Annotated in this window: 17 protein-coding genes and 2 tRNA genes; 7 read left to right on the top strand and 12 right to left on the bottom strand. The window is 54.0% G+C overall.

The features are described 5' to 3' along the window. Positions 1–54 precede the first annotated feature (54 nt). Positions 55–333: an acylphosphatase gene (yccX, locus tag ACP3TC_RS13505; RefSeq protein ID WP_313856816.1), complete on the top strand. Its 279-nt coding sequence runs from the start codon at positions 55–57 to the stop codon at positions 331–333. A 1-nt stretch (position 334) separates the two neighbouring features. Here the strand turns inward: yccX and tusE are convergent, their stop codons facing one another. Both tusE and yccA read right to left on the bottom strand, forming a co-directional pair. Continuing rightward, positions 335–661 carry a sulfurtransferase TusE gene (gene tusE / locus ACP3TC_RS13500; protein WP_313856817.1) on the bottom strand — a complete coding sequence of 109 codons (327 nt, stop codon included), beginning with the start codon at positions 659–661 and terminating at the stop codon, positions 335–337. 102 nt (positions 662–763) lie between these two features. Next, positions 764–1,420, bottom strand: coding sequence for an FtsH protease modulator YccA (yccA, locus tag ACP3TC_RS13495; RefSeq protein ID WP_313856819.1), 657 nt, complete (start codon positions 1,418–1,420; stop codon positions 764–766). Positions 1,421–1,637: 217 nt separating this feature from the next. Here yccA and ACP3TC_RS13490 point away from each other — a divergent pair. The 3 genes from ACP3TC_RS13490 to agp all read left to right on the top strand — a co-directional run bounded on the left by ACP3TC_RS13490 (position 1,638) and on the right by agp (position 4,324). After that, positions 1,638–1,725, top strand: a tRNA-Ser gene (locus ACP3TC_RS13490). A gap of 415 nt (positions 1,726–2,140) precedes the next feature. Continuing rightward, positions 2,141–2,228: transfer RNA gene (locus ACP3TC_RS13485), tRNA-Ser, on the top strand. A gap of 440 nt (positions 2,229–2,668) precedes the next feature. After that, positions 2,669–4,324, top strand: coding sequence for a bifunctional glucose-1-phosphatase/inositol phosphatase (gene agp, locus ACP3TC_RS13480; RefSeq protein WP_313856822.1), 1,656 nt, complete (start codon positions 2,669–2,671; stop codon positions 4,322–4,324). Between the two features lie 99 nt (positions 4,325–4,423). Here agp and ACP3TC_RS13475 read toward each other — a convergent pair whose 3' ends face one another. The 3 genes from ACP3TC_RS13475 to wrbA form a co-directional block, all read right to left on the bottom strand. Further along, positions 4,424–5,800: an NAD-dependent succinate-semialdehyde dehydrogenase gene (locus tag ACP3TC_RS13475; protein ID WP_426816649.1), complete on the bottom strand. Its 1,377-nt coding sequence runs from the start codon at positions 5,798–5,800 to the stop codon at positions 4,424–4,426. Between the two features lie 68 nt (positions 5,801–5,868). Continuing rightward, positions 5,869–6,099, bottom strand: coding sequence for a YccJ family protein (locus ACP3TC_RS13470; protein WP_313856824.1), 231 nt, complete (start codon positions 6,097–6,099; stop codon positions 5,869–5,871). 21 nt (positions 6,100–6,120) lie between these two features. Further along, positions 6,121–6,720, bottom strand: coding sequence for an NAD(P)H:quinone oxidoreductase (gene wrbA, locus ACP3TC_RS13465; protein WP_313856825.1), 600 nt, complete (start codon positions 6,718–6,720; stop codon positions 6,121–6,123). Between the two features lie 349 nt (positions 6,721–7,069). Between wrbA and ACP3TC_RS13460 the strand changes: the two genes are divergently transcribed. Then, positions 7,070–7,234 (top strand): general stress protein, encoded by a 165-nt coding sequence (locus ACP3TC_RS13460; RefSeq protein WP_313856827.1) that lies wholly within the window; start codon positions 7,070–7,072, stop codon positions 7,232–7,234. 138 nt (positions 7,235–7,372) lie between these two features. Then, positions 7,373–8,302, top strand: a complete 930-nt coding sequence (locus ACP3TC_RS13455) for a DMT family transporter (protein WP_426816648.1) — start codon at positions 7,373–7,375, stop codon at positions 8,300–8,302. On the opposite strand, the gene rutG is transcribed toward ACP3TC_RS13455, so the two are convergent. The 7 genes from rutG to rutA are packed head-to-tail and all read right to left on the bottom strand — an operon-like array spanning position 8,299 to position 13,873. Further along, positions 8,299–9,630, bottom strand: coding sequence for a pyrimidine utilization transport protein G (gene rutG, locus ACP3TC_RS13450; protein ID WP_426816647.1), 1,332 nt, complete (start codon positions 9,628–9,630; stop codon positions 8,299–8,301). The two genes, ACP3TC_RS13455 and rutG, sit on opposite strands and share 4 nt — an antisense overlap. 47 nt (positions 9,631–9,677) lie before the next feature. Next, positions 9,678–10,202 carry an NADH-dependent FMN reductase RutF gene (rutF, locus tag ACP3TC_RS13445; RefSeq protein ID WP_313856832.1) on the bottom strand — a complete coding sequence of 175 codons (525 nt, stop codon included), beginning with the start codon at positions 10,200–10,202 and terminating at the stop codon, positions 9,678–9,680. 10 nt (positions 10,203–10,212) lie between these two features. Then, the gene (locus tag ACP3TC_RS13440; RefSeq protein WP_313856833.1) at positions 10,213–10,803 is read right to left on the bottom strand and encodes a malonic semialdehyde reductase; all 591 of its coding nucleotides are present in this window, start codon (positions 10,801–10,803) and stop codon (positions 10,213–10,215) included. After that, positions 10,788–11,615, bottom strand: coding sequence for a pyrimidine utilization protein D (gene rutD / locus ACP3TC_RS13435; protein ID WP_426816646.1), 828 nt, complete (start codon positions 11,613–11,615; stop codon positions 10,788–10,790). The genes ACP3TC_RS13440 and rutD overlap by 16 nt, the downstream gene beginning before the upstream one ends. Before the next feature lie 12 nt (positions 11,616–11,627). Continuing rightward, a complete protein-coding gene (gene rutC, locus ACP3TC_RS13430) occupies positions 11,628–12,014 on the bottom strand; it encodes a pyrimidine utilization protein C (protein ID WP_313856835.1) in 387 nt (128 codons plus the stop codon). Between the two features lie 21 nt (positions 12,015–12,035). Continuing rightward, complete coding sequence (gene rutB, locus ACP3TC_RS13425) at positions 12,036–12,782, bottom strand: pyrimidine utilization protein B (RefSeq protein WP_313856836.1); 747 nt, start codon at positions 12,780–12,782, stop codon at positions 12,036–12,038. Next, a complete protein-coding gene (gene rutA, locus ACP3TC_RS13420) occupies positions 12,782–13,873 on the bottom strand; it encodes a pyrimidine utilization protein A (protein ID WP_313856839.1) in 1,092 nt (363 codons plus the stop codon). The genes rutB and rutA overlap by 1 nt, the downstream gene beginning before the upstream one ends. Positions 13,874–14,156: 283 nt before the next feature. Between rutA and rutR the strand changes: the two genes are divergently transcribed. Next, complete coding sequence (gene rutR, locus ACP3TC_RS13415) at positions 14,157–14,813, top strand: HTH-type transcriptional regulator RutR (protein WP_313856840.1); 657 nt, start codon at positions 14,157–14,159, stop codon at positions 14,811–14,813. Positions 14,814–14,852: the final 39 nt, after the last annotated feature.

Below are 14,852 nucleotides of genomic sequence, written 5' to 3'. Positions count from 1 at the left end.
ATTGTCGGGTGCTGACCGGCAAATTGCAATTATCCTGATTCACAGGGGGAGATAATGGCAGAAGTATGCAGCAAAATTTGGGTGCATGGCAGGGTTCAGGGCGTGGGATTTCGTTACAACACGCAAAGTGAGGCGAAAAAGCTCGGCCTGAATGGCTATGCGCGTAATCTCGATGATGGCAGCGTAGAAGTACTGGCCTGCGGTGAGGCGCAGCAGGTGGAGGCGCTGCTGGCATGGCTGAGAGCCGGCGGGCCTCGAAGTGCGCGGGTGGATAAAGTGCTGGTGGAACCGCATCAGCCTTCAGTGCTGCCAAACGGTTTTACCACCGGCTAACTCAGAGACATTTCACCGGTTTAGGCAGGCCAGCGATTTTGGTTGCCTGCTTTGCCGGTCCATCCGGAAACAGACGGAACAGATAACGGCTGTTGCCTTTCTCTTCCCCGAACTTTTGCGCGACGGCTTTTACCAGCATCCGCACGGCTGGAGAGGTATTAAACTCGAGATAAAACTCGCGGACGAACCGCACCACTTCCCAGTGGGCTTCACTCATCTCAATCGACTCTTCTGTAGCAATATGCAGCGCCAGCGCTTCATTCCAGTCGCTAATCTTTTTCAGATATCCCTGCGCGTCGCGTTCAATCTCTTTGCCTTCAAATAACACGTTTCTGCCTCGTTCTTCGGTTACGGCGCGCAGTTTAGCAAACTTTCCTTCAGCAAAAAATAAAGCCCCGCAAGCGGGGCTTTAAATGTTCATCTGTGAAGCTTAGTTACTGCGAGCGAAGCCGAGAATGCTCAACAGGCTGATAAAGATGTTATACAGCGAGACATACAGGGTGACGGTTGCGCGAATGTAATTGGTTTCGCCACCGTGGATGATATTGCTGGTTTCATACAGGATGGCACCTGCAGAGAACAGAATAAACATCGCGCTAATCGCCAGATGCAGCGCCGGAATCTGCAGGAACAGGTTAGCGACTACTGCAACCAGCAGCACCACAAAGCCTGCCATCATCATGCCGCCAAGGAATGACATATCCTTGCGCGTGGTCAGCACGTAAGCTGAGCAGCAGAAGAATACCAATGCCGTACCGCCGAGTGCCAGCGCGATAACGTCGCCCATTCCGGCACTGAGGAAACTGTTAAGAATCGGGCCGAGGCAGTAACCAAGGAAACCGGTAAAAGCAAAGGCGGCCAGTATACCCGCCGGGCTGTTTGCCAGTTTATGGGTCAAAAACATCAGGCCGTAGAAGCCGACCAGCATCAGGATTAAACCTGGCGAAGGCAGGGCAAACACGGTGCTGGCCGTAGCGGTAATGGCTGAGAAGGTCAGCGTCAGGCCCAGCAGGAAATAGGTATTGCGCAGCACTTTATTGGTGCTGATAAGCGAGCTTTCGCGTGTGGAACTAACGATGCGATCCATAAAGCGCCTCTCCTGAGATCATTATATAGCGACGACAATAAGCAAGCAGGATAAATAAAGGAAGGCGTTTTACCCTTCTTTACGCGTTAAACTGCTGATAATCCGCGCGCGATGGCGATAAATACAACAAAAAAACCAGAGTTGATGATTTTTCAGGCGAACGAATCAAAACGCGCTTTACAAGCATCAGGCAGATGTTTATAGTGCGCCTCATTGCGGAGGGGTGGCCGAGTGGCTGAAGGCACCGGTCTTGAAAACCGGCGACGGGAAACCGTTCGAGAGTTCGAATCTCTCCTCCTCCGCCATCAAATTTAACGGGTCAGCGAAAGCTGGCCCGTTTTGCTTTGTGCCTCAGAATACCTCTACGATTGCTTCTGCCAGCTGCACTGCTGTCTCTCACTATTACAGCGTGAGCCCTTCTGTTTTATTCTTTGTTATTTCATATTGGCGTGTGTGGCTCACTGCAGATTTGCGCCAACCAATTTCCTGCATGGCGGCGCGATAAAACGCCGGGTCTGCGAACAAACTGCGGGTCAAAAAGGCTTTTTTTTCAGCATAACGACTTAAAAGACAAGCAATTAGCACATATTTTAGGCGGTCAGTAGCGTTAGTGCTAATTGCCTGTTGCTCTCGAACAATCAACCCATTACACTGCTACGCATCCTGAAGAGCTAAGCAGTATTTAACAGCGTTTCAGGTGGCTTTAGAAATAGAGTCTGCGGAGGGGTGGCCGAGTGGCTGAAGGCACCGGTCTTGAAAACCGGCGACGGGAAACCGTTCGAGAGTTCGAATCTCTCCTCCTCCGCCATCTTTATTTCCACTCGGTTTTATCTTCGAACATTCCTGTTCAACTTCCTCCTCAATATTTTACTTTTCACTCCAGCTGTACCGATGTTCTTTTCCGTTCTCTCAGTTATCAATCCTTTGAACAACGTTCTGTTATCAGACCGGTAATCATGCGTTCACCTTCGGCATTAAACATAAGACACTGGCTGGCATGACTCACGGACTGCAACGTTTCAGCGTCTGCTCATCTCTTCTGAAAACATTCTGTTGCTTTTCAGTCTGCTGGTGGCACTAAACCGCAGGTGACAGAGTCTGCTATATTGCTAACACTGTACGCGACTTAAACGTCCGGGGCTTTTCGTCACAGGGCAGGTTATGATGTGTCGATATTTTGCTGTCTGAGTATTGGCAGCGTGTTGGATAGCCAGGATGTTTACCATCTGAATCAATGGAATAAGCACAATGATCAAAAAATACACTCTCTGCGCGTTATCTGTTCTGGCCGCACTTCCGTTAGGATTTTCTGCTCAGGCAGCGGAAGGTGATCTGCAGTTACAACAAGTATTAATGATGAGTCGCCATAACCTGCGCGCCCCGCTGGCGGATAATGGCAGCGTGTTAGAGCAATCGACCAAAAAATCCTGGCCGCAATGGGATGTGCCTGGCGGTCAGCTCACCACTAAAGGTGGCGTGCTTGAAGTTTATATGGGTCACTATACCCGTGAATGGCTGGCACAGCAGGGGCTGGTAAAAACCGGCGAGTGTCCTTCTTCTGACGATGTATTTGCTTACGCCAACAGTTTACAGCGCACCGTGGCTACCGCGCAGTTCTTTATCAATGGCGCATTCCCGGGTTGTGATATTGCCATCACTCACCAGGATGAGATGGGCAGCATGGATCCGATCTTTAATCCGGTGATCACTGACGGCAGCGAAGAGTTTAATAAGCAAGCGCTGACCGCGATGAACGCGGCGGCTGAAAAACTGAGCCTGAAGCCGGCGTTTCAGCGGCTGGAAAAAATTATCGATTACAAAAATGCTCCGGCTTGTGACGATAAAAAACAGTGCTCGCTGAGCAGTGAAAATCAAAATAAATTCAAAGCCAACAGCGGTGAAGAGCCTGGCGTTTCGGGTCCGCTGAAAGTGGGCAATTCGCTGGTTGATGCGTTTACACTGCAATATTACGAAGGCTTGCCAATGGAGCAGGTGGCCTGGGGCCAGATTAAAACCGCAGAACAGTGGAAAGAGCTGTCAGCGATTAAAAATGGCTATCAGGATGCGCTGTTTACCTCCCCGGAAGTGGCGCGTAATGTCGCTGCGCCGCTGGTGGATTATATCCGTAGCCAGCTAATCGATCAGGATAAAGCCACTGCGCCAAAAGTTACGCTGATGGTGGGCCATGATTCCAATATCGCTTCGCTGCTGACCGCACTGGACTTCAAACCTTACGAATTACCGGGCCAGAATGAGCGCACGCCAATCGGTGGCCAGATTGTCTTTGAGCGCTGGCACGACAGCAAGAACGATAAAGATCTGGTAAAAGTTGAGTACGTTTATCAGAGTTCCGAGCAGTTACGCGACGCTGAACCCCTCACGCTGAAAAATCCGCCGAAGCGCGTCACACTTCAGATGCAGGGTTGTGAAACCGATGCTAACGGTTTCTGCTCATGGGATCAGTTTACTCAGGTGCTGAATACCGCAGTGCAGGGCACGGCATTGCAACAGGCAGCGCCAGCGGCAAAACCGGCTGAACAGCCAGCGGCTGATACTGCTCAAGCGGATGCGGATAAAGCAGCAGCTGAAAAGGCAGCAGCAGAAAAAGCTGCAGCAGAAAAAGCAGCAGCTGAGAAGGTAGCAGCAGCTGAGAAGGCGGCGGCAGAGAAAGCAAAAGCAGAGAAAGCAGCAGCTGAAAAGGCGGCGACAGAGAAAGCCGCTGCCGACAAAGCAGCCGCAGAGAAGATAGCGGCAGAGAAAGCGGCAAAGGCGAAAGCCGCGGCTGAGAAAGAAGCTGCCGATAAAGCCTCTGCTGCACAGGCTGCCACAGATAAGTCTGCGCAGCCAAAGCAGGCTGAACAGCAGGATGATAAAGCGGCTGGCGAAACGCCAAAAGCGCAGTAATGTTGAAAAAACAGGGGAGCCGCTTCCGGCTCCCCTGATGTTAACTGCCGACAGAAGCAGCGAGAACGCCGCTCTTAAGCAATATCGGCTTGAGGTGTATTACGATTTCGCCACCACAACCAGCTTCTGGTTAACAAACTCTTTAATACCCAGATCGGACAGTTCGCGGCCATAACCGGAACGTTTAACCCCACCGAATGGCAGTTCTGCGGCAGTATCCGTCAGAGAATTGATGTAAACCATGCCGGTTTCAATACGCGAAGCCAGCTTTTTACCGCGTTCGATATCAGTGGTAAACACCGATCCGCCCAGCCCATAGTGCGAATCGTTGGCCAGTTCCACCACTTCATCGTCATCCTTCACCACGTAAACCTGCGCCACCGGGCCAAAGAACTCTTCAAAGTAGGCCGGGTTGCTGCGCGCGATATCAGTAAGAATAGTGGGCTGATAGAAGCAGCCATCACCCTCCACCGCGTTACCGCCATAATGCAGTGTGGCACCGTTTTCCACTGCCGCTTTCACCTGCTTGACCAGGCTGTCGCGCGCACCTTCGGAAGAGAGGGGACCAAGGGTGGTGCTCTCATCCAGTGGATCGCCAATTTTCACCGCTTTAAACGCTGCGGTAAATTTCTCCAGGAAGCGATCGGCCACTTTCTGCTGCACAATAAAACGTTTCGCTGCAGTACAGACCTGACCGGCATTGTTCAGTCGCGCCTGGGCACCTTGCTTCACTGCTTCATCAAGATCGCAGTCATCCAGCACCACAAATACGTCGTTACCGCCCAGTTCAAGCGTGGACTTTTTCAGATATTTCGCCGCCTGCGAAGCGACAATGCTACCGGCTTTTTCTGAACCGGTCAGCGCTGCACCCTGAATACGATCATCGGCGATCAGATCGGCAACCTGGTCGTTAGAGATAAACATATTGGTCCACGCGCCTTCTGGTGCACCCGCTTCGCGTACCAACTGTTCAAAAATGCTGGCACAGTGCGGCACGATACTGGCATGCTTTGCCAGCACCGGATTACCGGCCGCCAGATTGGGTGCCAGCACGCGCATCAGCTGGTAGTAAGGGAAGTTCCAGGGTTCGACCGCCATCAGTACGCCAATTGGATGGTTCTCCACCCAGGCTTCACCCAGTTCGGTTGGGTAGCGGGTAGGCTGCAGAAATCGCTCGGCGTTTTCTGCGTAGTAGCGGGCGATTTGTGCGCACAGCTGTACTTCGCCGCGACTCTGGCCAATCAGTTTACCCATTTCAACGCTGGCAATTTTTGCCAGTTCATCGACGCGGCTGTCAATAATTTCGGCAAGTTTTTTCAGCACTTGCAGACGTGGCTGAATATCGCCTTTACACCAGTCGGACTTATACAGTTTCGCTGCGGTATCCAGCGCCTGCTCGACCTGTTGAGGGTTATGTCCCGGCCATGATTTGATCAGTTTATTATTTGCCGGGTTAATGGTCTGATATGAGGACATTATTCTCTCCATGAGTAAGCTGGTGAATGTTGATTCAAAGAGTGGTTTCCCACATAAATAGCTGACTTCTAGACGTTTTTACGCTCGACAACTTTGTTATCCCACGTCAGCTCATTCTGATCGGTTTTTTCAAAGGCGCGCAGTAGCACTTCGTCGCTGCCTTGTTGTTCCCAAATTTGCTCAGCGAGTTTCTCGTCATATTCGGCCAGTTCGAAAATCGCTTCGGCGATCTCCGGAGAAGTACGACGCAAGTTTGCCCACTCGCCTACACGGTGTGCTTTAGATTGTTGCGTAGCCATGATTGCCTCCTGAAGCAGATGTTATCCATTAAGTTTAGTTGCCAGCCCGGCAACGTATTCGCCCTGATAGCGGGCGATAGCCAGTTCTTCTTCGCTTGGCTGGCGCGAGCCGTCGCCACCGGCAAGGGTGGTGGCGCCATAAGGCGTACCACCGCGTACCTGGCTGATATCAAACAGTTCTTTGGTTCCGTAACCAATAGGCACGATGACCATGCCGTGATGCGCCAGCGTGGTCCAGGTCGAGGTGATGGTGTGTTCCTGGCCGCCGCCAGTGCCGGTAGAGGCAAATACGCTCGCCAGCTTGCCGTAGAGCGCGCCCGAGGCCCAGAGTCCACCGGTGCGGTCAAGAAAGGTACGCATTTGACCGGCCATGTTGCCGAAGCGGGTCGGCGTACCAAAGATAATCGCATCATAGTGTGACAGTTCTTCGGGCGTAGCTTCCGGTGCAGCCTGCTGGGTTTTACCGCCAACCTGGGCGAAGCGTTCCGCCTCCATGGTTTCAGGCACGCGCTTGACCGTTACCTCGGCACCCGTGACGCTGCTGGCCCCTTCGGCTACCGCATTCGCCATGGTTTCGATATGTCCATACATGGAATAATAAAGCACTAAGATCTTCGCCATTCATTAGCTCCGTGGTGGAAAAGTTACGTTGATACATATCGGGCAATCACCCCAGTATAGAAGAGAATAGGCAGCTTGCCGTGCCAGGCGTACAGCAAGTAACCCGTAAAGAAATGACATCATTTTATCGGGAAAAATTTCATCATTGCGCAGAGGGGCTTAAGTGGAGACTGCGGGCTAATTGCACTTTTATAGAATATTGTTTGTTTCCAAATATAAACACTTGCGGTGCGGCAGGGCTGTTTGTCTAAAATTCAGGGTAATGCGGTAGTTCGCTGCCGTACCTTCTTGTTGCATCAGACAGCAGGGTGTAAGCAAGATGATGTCTTAACTAAATCGGAGGTAAGAAATGGCAGAACACCGTGGTGGCTCTGGTAATTTTGCTGAAGACCGTGAAAGAGCATCAGAGGCTGGCCGTAAAGGAGGCAAATGCAGCGGAGGTAATTTCAAAAATGATCCGCAGCGCGCTTCCAAAGCCGGTGAAAAAGGGGGGCGCAGTAGCGGTAAAAAGTAGTTATTCGCTAACTGCACGGTATGTTTTCCCCTTAGCCGCCGGGTGTTGCCCGGCGGTTTAGCTTTCCCCCGCACTTTCCATTGACCTCTCTGCCGGCGCAACGCAAACTAGCGGCCCATTTTTCATCCGGACCCGGCTATGTCGTCGTTTCTCTCGCGCTACAAATTCAATATAAAAATCCAGGAAGCGGTGCTGATGCTGATCACCATGCTGTGGGGTGGCACCTTCCTGGTGGTACATCACGCAATGAACGTCAGCGGGCCATTTTTCTTTGTCGGGCTGCGTTTTGCTACTGCGGCATTGCTGCTGGCACTGTTTTCCTGGAAAACCCTGCGCGGATTGAGCTGGCAGGAGTTCAAAGCTGGCGCCTGGATTGGTCTTGCCATCGCTTGCGGCTATGGCCTGCAAACCTGGGGAATGCAGACCATCTCCAGCAGTAAATCGGCCTTTATCACCGCAATGTATGTACCGCTGGTCCCGCTGCTGCAATGGTTGTTTCTCGGCAGAATGCCGGGCCTGATGTCATGGATTGGTGTGGTGCTGGCTTTTACTGGACTGTTATTACTGGCAGGACCAGAAGGGGATAGCCTGGCGTTCAGCGCCGGTGAAATCGCTACTCTGCTGAGTACGCTGGCGATTGCGGCGGAGATTATTCTGATTAGCGCCTGTGCCGGTAAGGTAGACGTCAGGCGCGTGACGATTGTTCAGCTGGCTGTCGCTTCCGCCTGTGCTTTTATCTTTATGCTGCCGAATGGCGAGTCGGTTCCGGCTTTTTCGCCGTTTCTGCTCTATAGCGCGGTCGGACTGGGGATCGCCAGCGCAGTGATTCAGGTTACCATGAACTGGGCGCAGCGCAGCGTATCGCCAACCCGCGCGACGGTGATTTACGCCGGTGAGCCGGTATGGGCGGGCATTGTCGGACGTATTGCCGGTGAACGATTGCCGGGTATTGCGCTGTTGGGCGGCGCATTAATTGTATTGGGTGTCTTAATCAGTGAGCTAAAGCTGAAGCGTAAGAAAAAGGCGAAGCCGTCAGCTTCGCCTGAACCCGCTGGCGAAAACCGTTAATTTTTTTGCGCGGCAATCTCTGCATCGGTTAATGCCGCCGCGCGCCGGTGGCTGAGAAGGGCATTCAGGATTATGGCGCCAAACGTGGCGGTGCCGATGCCGCCCAGCGTAAAACCGGCGATATTCAGCGCAAAATCTCCGGCACCCAGTACCAGCGTCACGGCGACCATAATCAGGTTGCCGTTCTGACTGAGATCGACATTGTTCTGCACCCAGATACGCGCGCCGGCTACCGCAATCAGTCCAAATACCACAATCGAAGCACCGCCAATCACCGCCGCTGGGATGGTGTGGATCAGCGCACCAAATTTTGGCGAGAAGCCCAACAGCATGGCAATGATCGCCGCCGCGACAAACACCAGCGTTGAGTAAACTTTGGTGACTGCCATCACGCCAATATTTTCTGCGTAGGTAGTTACGCCGCTGCCGCCAACCGAACCGGACAGCATGGTGGCCAGGCCATCACCGACAAAGGCGCGCCCCATATAAGGATCGAGATTGCGCCCGGTCATCCCGGCCACCGCTTTGAGATGACCGAGGTTTTCAGCTACCAGAATCACCGCCACTGGCGCAATCATCACCATTGCCTGCATGCTGAAGCTGGGCGCGGTAGTTTGCGGCAGGCCAAACCACGGCGCATTCGCCAGCAGGCTCAAGTCCACCGGCTTGCCGAAGCCCATGACATTGGTTAACAGTGCATAGATCGCCCATGCCAGAATCAGGCCCACCAGAATCAGTAAGCGCTGCACCATGCCACGGGTGAATACTGCCACCACGCCAATGCACAGCACCGTCATCACTGCCATCCAGCTGTCGAACATCGAAGCCGAGACGCCACGCACCGCAATCGGTGCCAGATTGAGGCCAATCGCCATCACTACCGCACCGGTCACCACTGGCGGCATCAGACGTTCAATCCAGCGGGTTCCCGCTTTCATCACAACCAGCCCAATCAGCGTATACAGCAAACCACAGGCGATGATGCCGCCGAGCGCGGTGCTCAACGCCGGATTCAGCCCCTGACCGCTGTAGCCGGTGACTGCAATCACCACACCAACGAAAGCGGCACTTGAGCCAAGATAGCTGGGCACCCGGCCACCGGTAATCAGGAAGAACAGTAGCGTGCCAACGCCGGACATCAAAATGGACAGGTTAGGGTCCAGCCCCATCAGCAGCGGCATCAGCACCGTTGCACCGAACATCGCCACCGCATGTTGCAGGCCCATCACGATAGTCTGCCCGGCGGGCAAGGTTTCATCCGGAGCCACCAGCTCATTATTTGCGCTCGCCGTTTTTTTACGCCATTGAGGAAACCAGGAACTTCGCATTGTATTCTCCTAAGAAGAACTACCGCAGTGACCGTCGGATGACGGCATTAACTGGCTTCCTGCCGCATCAGGTGATGATAGCCACGATCGAAATAGATCAGACCGTGGGTATGGTCGTTGCACACCAGCGCCTGCGCTTCGCAGAACAGAATGTCATGAGTTCCGACGCTGACCACTTGCGTAACTTTGCAGTCAAAAGAGGCGACGGCACCGGCCAGAATGGGCGAGCCGGTCACCAGCGTTGACCATTCCGCCGCGATAAAGCGCTGTTCCATCGGCGTTTTGCCACCGAACAGGCTGGAAAGCGTCTCATGACCCGCCGCCAGCGTGTTAACGCACAGCGTCTGGTTTTGCATAAACACCGGATATACCGAGGCGGAACGGTTAAGGCAAACCAGCAGCGTCGGTGGAGTATCGGTCACGCTGCACACCGCGGACGCGGTAAATCCGGCGCGACCACCTGGGCCGTCGGTGGTAATGATGTTAACCGCCGCACCAAGGCGCGACATGGCATGACGAAACTCCTGTTTTTCCACGCTGGCGGCCGCCAGCGGCAGGGTGTGTAGCGACATAATTAGCTCCTTATCCGAGCAGGCAGGCATCATTGAATTCCAGGCGCGGCAGGCGAGCATAAACTTTGCTGCTATCGCCATAGCCGATATTAATCAGCATGTTACTTTTCCAGCCGCTCTCTGCGAAGAAGGCGCTGTCCACTTTGGCGCGATCAAAACCTGACATCGGCCCAGTATCCAGCCCCAGTGCGCGGCAGGCGGCGATCAGATAAGCAGCCTGCAGCGAGCTGTTACGAAAGGCGGTTTCTTCTGCCAGTTCCGCACTGGAGGTAAACCACGAGCGCGCATCGCCATGCGGGAACAGCGTTGGCAGCGCATCGTAAAACTGCGGGTCCCAGGCGACGATAGCGGTCACCGGCGCGCTGAGGGTTTTCTCCAGATTGCCGCTGGAGAGCGAAGGCTTCAGCTTCTCTTTACCTTCCGCGCTGCGCACAAAAAAGAAGCGCGCCGGGCTACAGTTGGCCGAAGTTGGCCCCATCCGTAACAGCTGATAGATCTGCTGTAATTGCGCATCGGTCACCGGCTGGTCCTGCCAGCCATTGTGAGTGCGCGCGGCGGTAAACAGGGTGGCGAGTGCTTCGCTATTTAAAGGTTCTGCCATGATGGCTCCATTACCGGTGATTTCACATTGACCGGACGGGTGTGGTTTAACCAGTCCAGCAGTAAAGTGTTAAAGGCGCTGCTGTCAGTGACGCTCATTGCGTGTCCGCCCCAGCGCATTTTCTTCAGCGTGGCGGCGGGCAGGGCCTGATACAGCGTTTCTGAGCAGGTCCAGGGCACCAGCAGATCGTCCTGGCTGCAAACCAGCAGCACCGGCTGGGTTATTTCACCGGCACGCTGACTAAAATCGGTGCTCATCAGCGCGTGCAGTCGCCGCAGCAAGTTCTCAGTGCCCTGGAAATGCGCGACCTGCAATGAATCTTCCGCTTCAATCCGCGCCTGATTTTCTGACAGCCAGTCCGCGGGATAAAGAAACAGCGGCTGCGCGCGGACAAACGCCTCGACGCCGACATTCAGCAGCAGATCCTGGCGTACCTGAAAACAACGCCGGGTGTGGGCATCCAGACTCAGCCAGCCATTCACCACGACGAGCCGCGACACCCGTTCAGGGTAATCCAGCGCCAGTTGCAGACCGATCATGCCGCCCAGCGCATGACCAATCACATCAAACTGCCGGATGTGGTGCTGTGCCAGCGCATCAGCCAGCTCGGTCGCCATCTGTTGCATGCTGTAGCCCTCTGGCAGTGAATCTGCGCTGCGACCGGTGCCACGCTGATCGTAAACCACGACGCGATAGTGCTCGCGCAGCGCACTCAGCTGTGGCAGCCAGAAACTGCCGAGGCCGCCAAGACCTGCCGACAGCACTAAAACAGCAGCCTGCGGATGTTGCAGACCTGATAGCTCGAGATGCATAAGCGGGCTCCGTTATTGAGTAAGATGCGCAACGCTGGCGATTTCAATCAGGGCATCCGGTTTTACCAGCCCACACTGAATGCAGAAGCGAGCCGGTTTATCGCCGGGGAAGTATTCGGCATACACCTGATTTACCGCCGCGTAATTGCTCCAGTCGGTGATAAAAATCGAATTGAAGGTCACGTCATCCAGCGAACCGCCGGCGGTCTCAATCACGCTTTTGATCAGCTCCAGCACGTGCCGGGTTTGTGCCGCCGCATCGCCAACGTGCACAACATTATTCTGTTTATCAAACGGCAGCGTGCCGGAGACATAAACAATACCGTCAGCCTGCGTGCCGGGTGAGAACGGTGCCAGTGGAGTCCCGCTGCCCGGCGGGGTAATAACTGTTTTTGGCATGGCAACTGCTCCTTTTCGCGATTAAGCCGAACGCATCAACGGCGTAGCGGCGGATTGCAGCGTGTTACAGAAGCTTTCTACATCGGAAACCCAGCCGAAAAAGGTTTCGATATTGAAAATTGCTGCCTGCTGGGCGAAGGCCGGTCCGGCCTGATAGGTGGCGTCTTCCAGCACCACGCCGAAATATTCGAGAAAGAAACCGTCGCGCAGCGTTGATTCCACACAGACGTTAGTGGCGATACCGGTAAACACCAGGTGGCGGATGCCGCGGCTGCGCAACATGCTGTCGAGTGGCGTATTGAAAAAGCCGCTGTAACGCGGTTTCGGCAGCACGATATCGCCCGGCTGCGGTTGCAGTTGATCGACCAAATCGTAGTCCCAGCCGCCTTTGGCCAGCAGTTTTCCCTGCAGCTCAGGGCGCTGGCGCATGGTTTTCAGCGCGTTGGATTTGTGAAAATTAGGAGATCCCGCGCCTCCGGCTTCGACATAGTTATCGTCCCAGCCATTCTGGAACCAGATAATTTGAATGCCCGCTGCGCGTGCGGCGGTAACCGCAAGGTGAATATTTTCAATCACTGGTTGGGTAGCTGAAACATCAAAACCAGCCAGGTCAAGGTAGCCTCCCTCAGTGGCGTAGGCATTCTGCATATCCACCACGATAAGTGCCGTCTGCTGCGGGGGAAAAGCGATAGCTTCCGGCCGCGCAGGCAGCGTCAGAGTATGTTCAGTGGCGGCGGTGGAGCAGACAACAGTGTTCCGAGGGTTCATCAGGCCACCTCTCTTGCAGCGTCAATCAGGTCGAGACGGCTCTGCATCAGCGGCTGAATGCGCTCGCCAAAAGCGTCGATACCCTGCAGGAAATCATCAAAAGTCAGCAGCACGCCCTGGGTGCCGTCAACAGTGGCGACCTCATCCAGCATCTTCGCCACATTACTGTAAGAGCCAACCAGCGTGCCCATATTGATATTGACCGCAGAGGTGGGATCGGCCATCTGGCGCACATTGGTATCGCTGCCGGAGCGCTTATCCTGCTGGCTTTGAGTGGTCAGCCAGGCAAGCGCCTCTTCGTCTGCGCCGGCTTTGTAATGTTCCCATTTGGCGCGCGCCGCTTCGTCGGTCTCATCGGCGATAATCATAAACAGCACATAGGAGCCGACGTCACGGCCGCTGGTTTCCGCTGCCGCTTTCATACGTGATGCGGTTGGCGCAAAAGCGGTGGGGGTGTTAACGCCTTTACCGAAACAGAAGTTGTAATCGGCGTATTTCGCCGAGAATTCCATACCGGCGTCACTTTGCCCGGCACAAATAACTTTAATCGGTTGCTGTGGCTGCGGGCTGAGGCGACAATCATTCATCGTGAAAAAATCACCTTTTAAATCGGATTTGCCAGTGCCCCACAGATCGCGCAGTACCTGCACATATTCAGTCAGGTAGTCATAACGGCGTGAAAAATAGTCATCGCCAGGCCAGATTCCCATCTGCTCGTACTCCGGCTTTTGCCAGCCGGTCACCAGATTGACGCCAAAGCGGCCGTTGGAAATCGAATCGATCGTCGACGCCATGCGTGCGACAATGGCGGGCGGTAAGGTCAGCGTCGCGGCGGTGGCGTAGATTTGAATGCGTGAGGTGACGGCGGCAAGACCGGCCATCAGGGTAAAAGATTCAAGGTTGTGATCCCAAAATTCGGTTTTACCGCCAAAGCCGCGCAGTTTGATCATCGAGAGCGCAAAATCGAAATGATAGTGTTCGGCTTTTTGTACAATGGCTTTGTTCAGCTCAAAGGTTGGCATGTACTGCGGAGCATGGGTCGAGATCAGCCAGCCGTTGTTACCGATAGGAATAAAGACACCAATTTTCATGTGAAACCCTCTGCTTAACGATGGATGTGGTTCACGCGCTGCGGTGCGTCCTGCAGTTTTCCTCGAGGCGGCGCTCGTAAAGTATTTTGCAAAGCCTGTGCCAGAAAATAAAAGATGTTTACAAACATATGGTTATATAAAATAGCTAAGCGCAATGTTGAGCGGATGGTCTGAAACAGACCATTTGGTAAAAAATGGCTGCACAAAAAGCAGGCAGAGATGTGCTATCAGGGTGCATCACCCAAACGAGGTAGGCGCGGGTGCCTGACTGAGCCGTGCCGAAATGACTGGAGAAGGAATAGCCGTGAAGTCTGTAGAAAAAGCCCCGACGCGCCGCGCGCGCGCGGTTGCCGCGAAACGTGAGGCGATTCTTGCCGCCGCACTGGAGTTCTTTTCACAATTCGGTATTCATGGCACCAGTCTGGATAAGGTGGCGGAGCGGGCTGATGTGTCAAAAACCAATCTGCTTTACTACTTCCCGTCAAAGGAAGAGCTGTATATCGCGGTGCTGAAGCATATTCTCGATGTCTGGTTGGCCCCGCTGCGTGCATTGCGCGATGATTTACAGCCGCTGGAGGCGATCGGTGAATATATCCGCATGAAGCTTGAAGTCTCCCGCGATCATCCGCAGGCGTCACGACTGTTCTGCCTTGAGATGTTGCAGGGCGCGCCGCTGCTGAAAGGCGAACTGGACGGCATGCTGAAAGCGCTGGTGGAAGAGAAATCGGCGGTAATTGAAGGCTGGATCGAGCAGGGGCGTTTAGCGCCGGTCGAGCCGCATCATCTGATCTTTATGCTGTGGGCCACGACTCAGCATTACGCCGACTTTGCGACTCAGGTGCAGGCAATTACCGGACAAACACTCAGCGATGAAAGTTTCTTTCAGCAAACGGTGGAGAATGTACAGCGCATGGTAATTGAAGGTATTCGCGTGCGCTGACCGCTTTATTTGATCGCTCTGTAAAATCTTTACACTGAT

It is taken from the genome of Winslowiella sp. 2C04 (assembly GCF_050037805.1).
In the GTDB taxonomy this organism is placed as follows: Bacteria; Pseudomonadota; Gammaproteobacteria; order Enterobacterales; family Enterobacteriaceae; genus Erwinia; species Erwinia toletana_A.
The sequence above is the reverse complement of the archived record's forward strand: the minus strand, read 5'-3'. Positions and strand labels throughout refer to the sequence as shown.

What these genes read in the sequence shown, in the direction of transcription:
- ACP3TC_RS13475 (WP_426816649.1), bottom strand. Translation starts at nt 5,800, where the DNA reads ATGTCCTCATATCAGACCATTAACCCGGCAAATAATAAACTGATCAAA.
- rutD (WP_426816646.1), bottom strand. Translation starts at nt 11,615, where the DNA reads ATGCATCTCGAGCTATCAGGTCTGCAACATCCGCAGGCTGCTGTTTTA.
- ACP3TC_RS13460 (WP_313856827.1), top strand. Translation starts at nt 7,070, where the DNA reads ATGGCAGAACACCGTGGTGGCTCTGGTAATTTTGCTGAAGACCGTGAA.
- yccX (WP_313856816.1), top strand. Translation starts at nt 55, where the DNA reads ATGGCAGAAGTATGCAGCAAAATTTGGGTGCATGGCAGGGTTCAGGGC.
- yccA (WP_313856819.1), bottom strand. Translation starts at nt 1,420, where the DNA reads ATGGATCGCATCGTTAGTTCCACACGCGAAAGCTCGCTTATCAGCACC.
- rutC (WP_313856835.1), bottom strand. Translation starts at nt 12,014, where the DNA reads ATGCCAAAAACAGTTATTACCCCGCCGGGCAGCGGGACTCCACTGGCA.
- wrbA (WP_313856825.1), bottom strand. Translation starts at nt 6,720, where the DNA reads ATGGCGAAGATCTTAGTGCTTTATTATTCCATGTATGGACATATCGAA.
- ACP3TC_RS13470 (WP_313856824.1), bottom strand. Translation starts at nt 6,099, where the DNA reads ATGGCTACGCAACAATCTAAAGCACACCGTGTAGGCGAGTGGGCAAAC.
- rutA (WP_313856839.1), bottom strand. Translation starts at nt 13,873, where the DNA reads ATGAAAATTGGTGTCTTTATTCCTATCGGTAACAACGGCTGGCTGATC.
- agp (WP_313856822.1), top strand. Translation starts at nt 2,669, where the DNA reads ATGATCAAAAAATACACTCTCTGCGCGTTATCTGTTCTGGCCGCACTT.
- ACP3TC_RS13440 (WP_313856833.1), bottom strand. Translation starts at nt 10,803, where the DNA reads ATGGCAGAACCTTTAAATAGCGAAGCACTCGCCACCCTGTTTACCGCC.
- ACP3TC_RS13455 (WP_426816648.1), top strand. Translation starts at nt 7,373, where the DNA reads ATGTCGTCGTTTCTCTCGCGCTACAAATTCAATATAAAAATCCAGGAA.
- rutG (WP_426816647.1), bottom strand. Translation starts at nt 9,630, where the DNA reads ATGCGAAGTTCCTGGTTTCCTCAATGGCGTAAAAAAACGGCGAGCGCA.
- rutR (WP_313856840.1), top strand. Translation starts at nt 14,157, where the DNA reads ATGACTGGAGAAGGAATAGCCGTGAAGTCTGTAGAAAAAGCCCCGACG.
- rutF (WP_313856832.1), bottom strand. Translation starts at nt 10,202, where the DNA reads ATGTCGCTACACACCCTGCCGCTGGCGGCCGCCAGCGTGGAAAAACAG.
- rutB (WP_313856836.1), bottom strand. Translation starts at nt 12,782, where the DNA reads ATGAACCCTCGGAACACTGTTGTCTGCTCCACCGCCGCCACTGAACAT.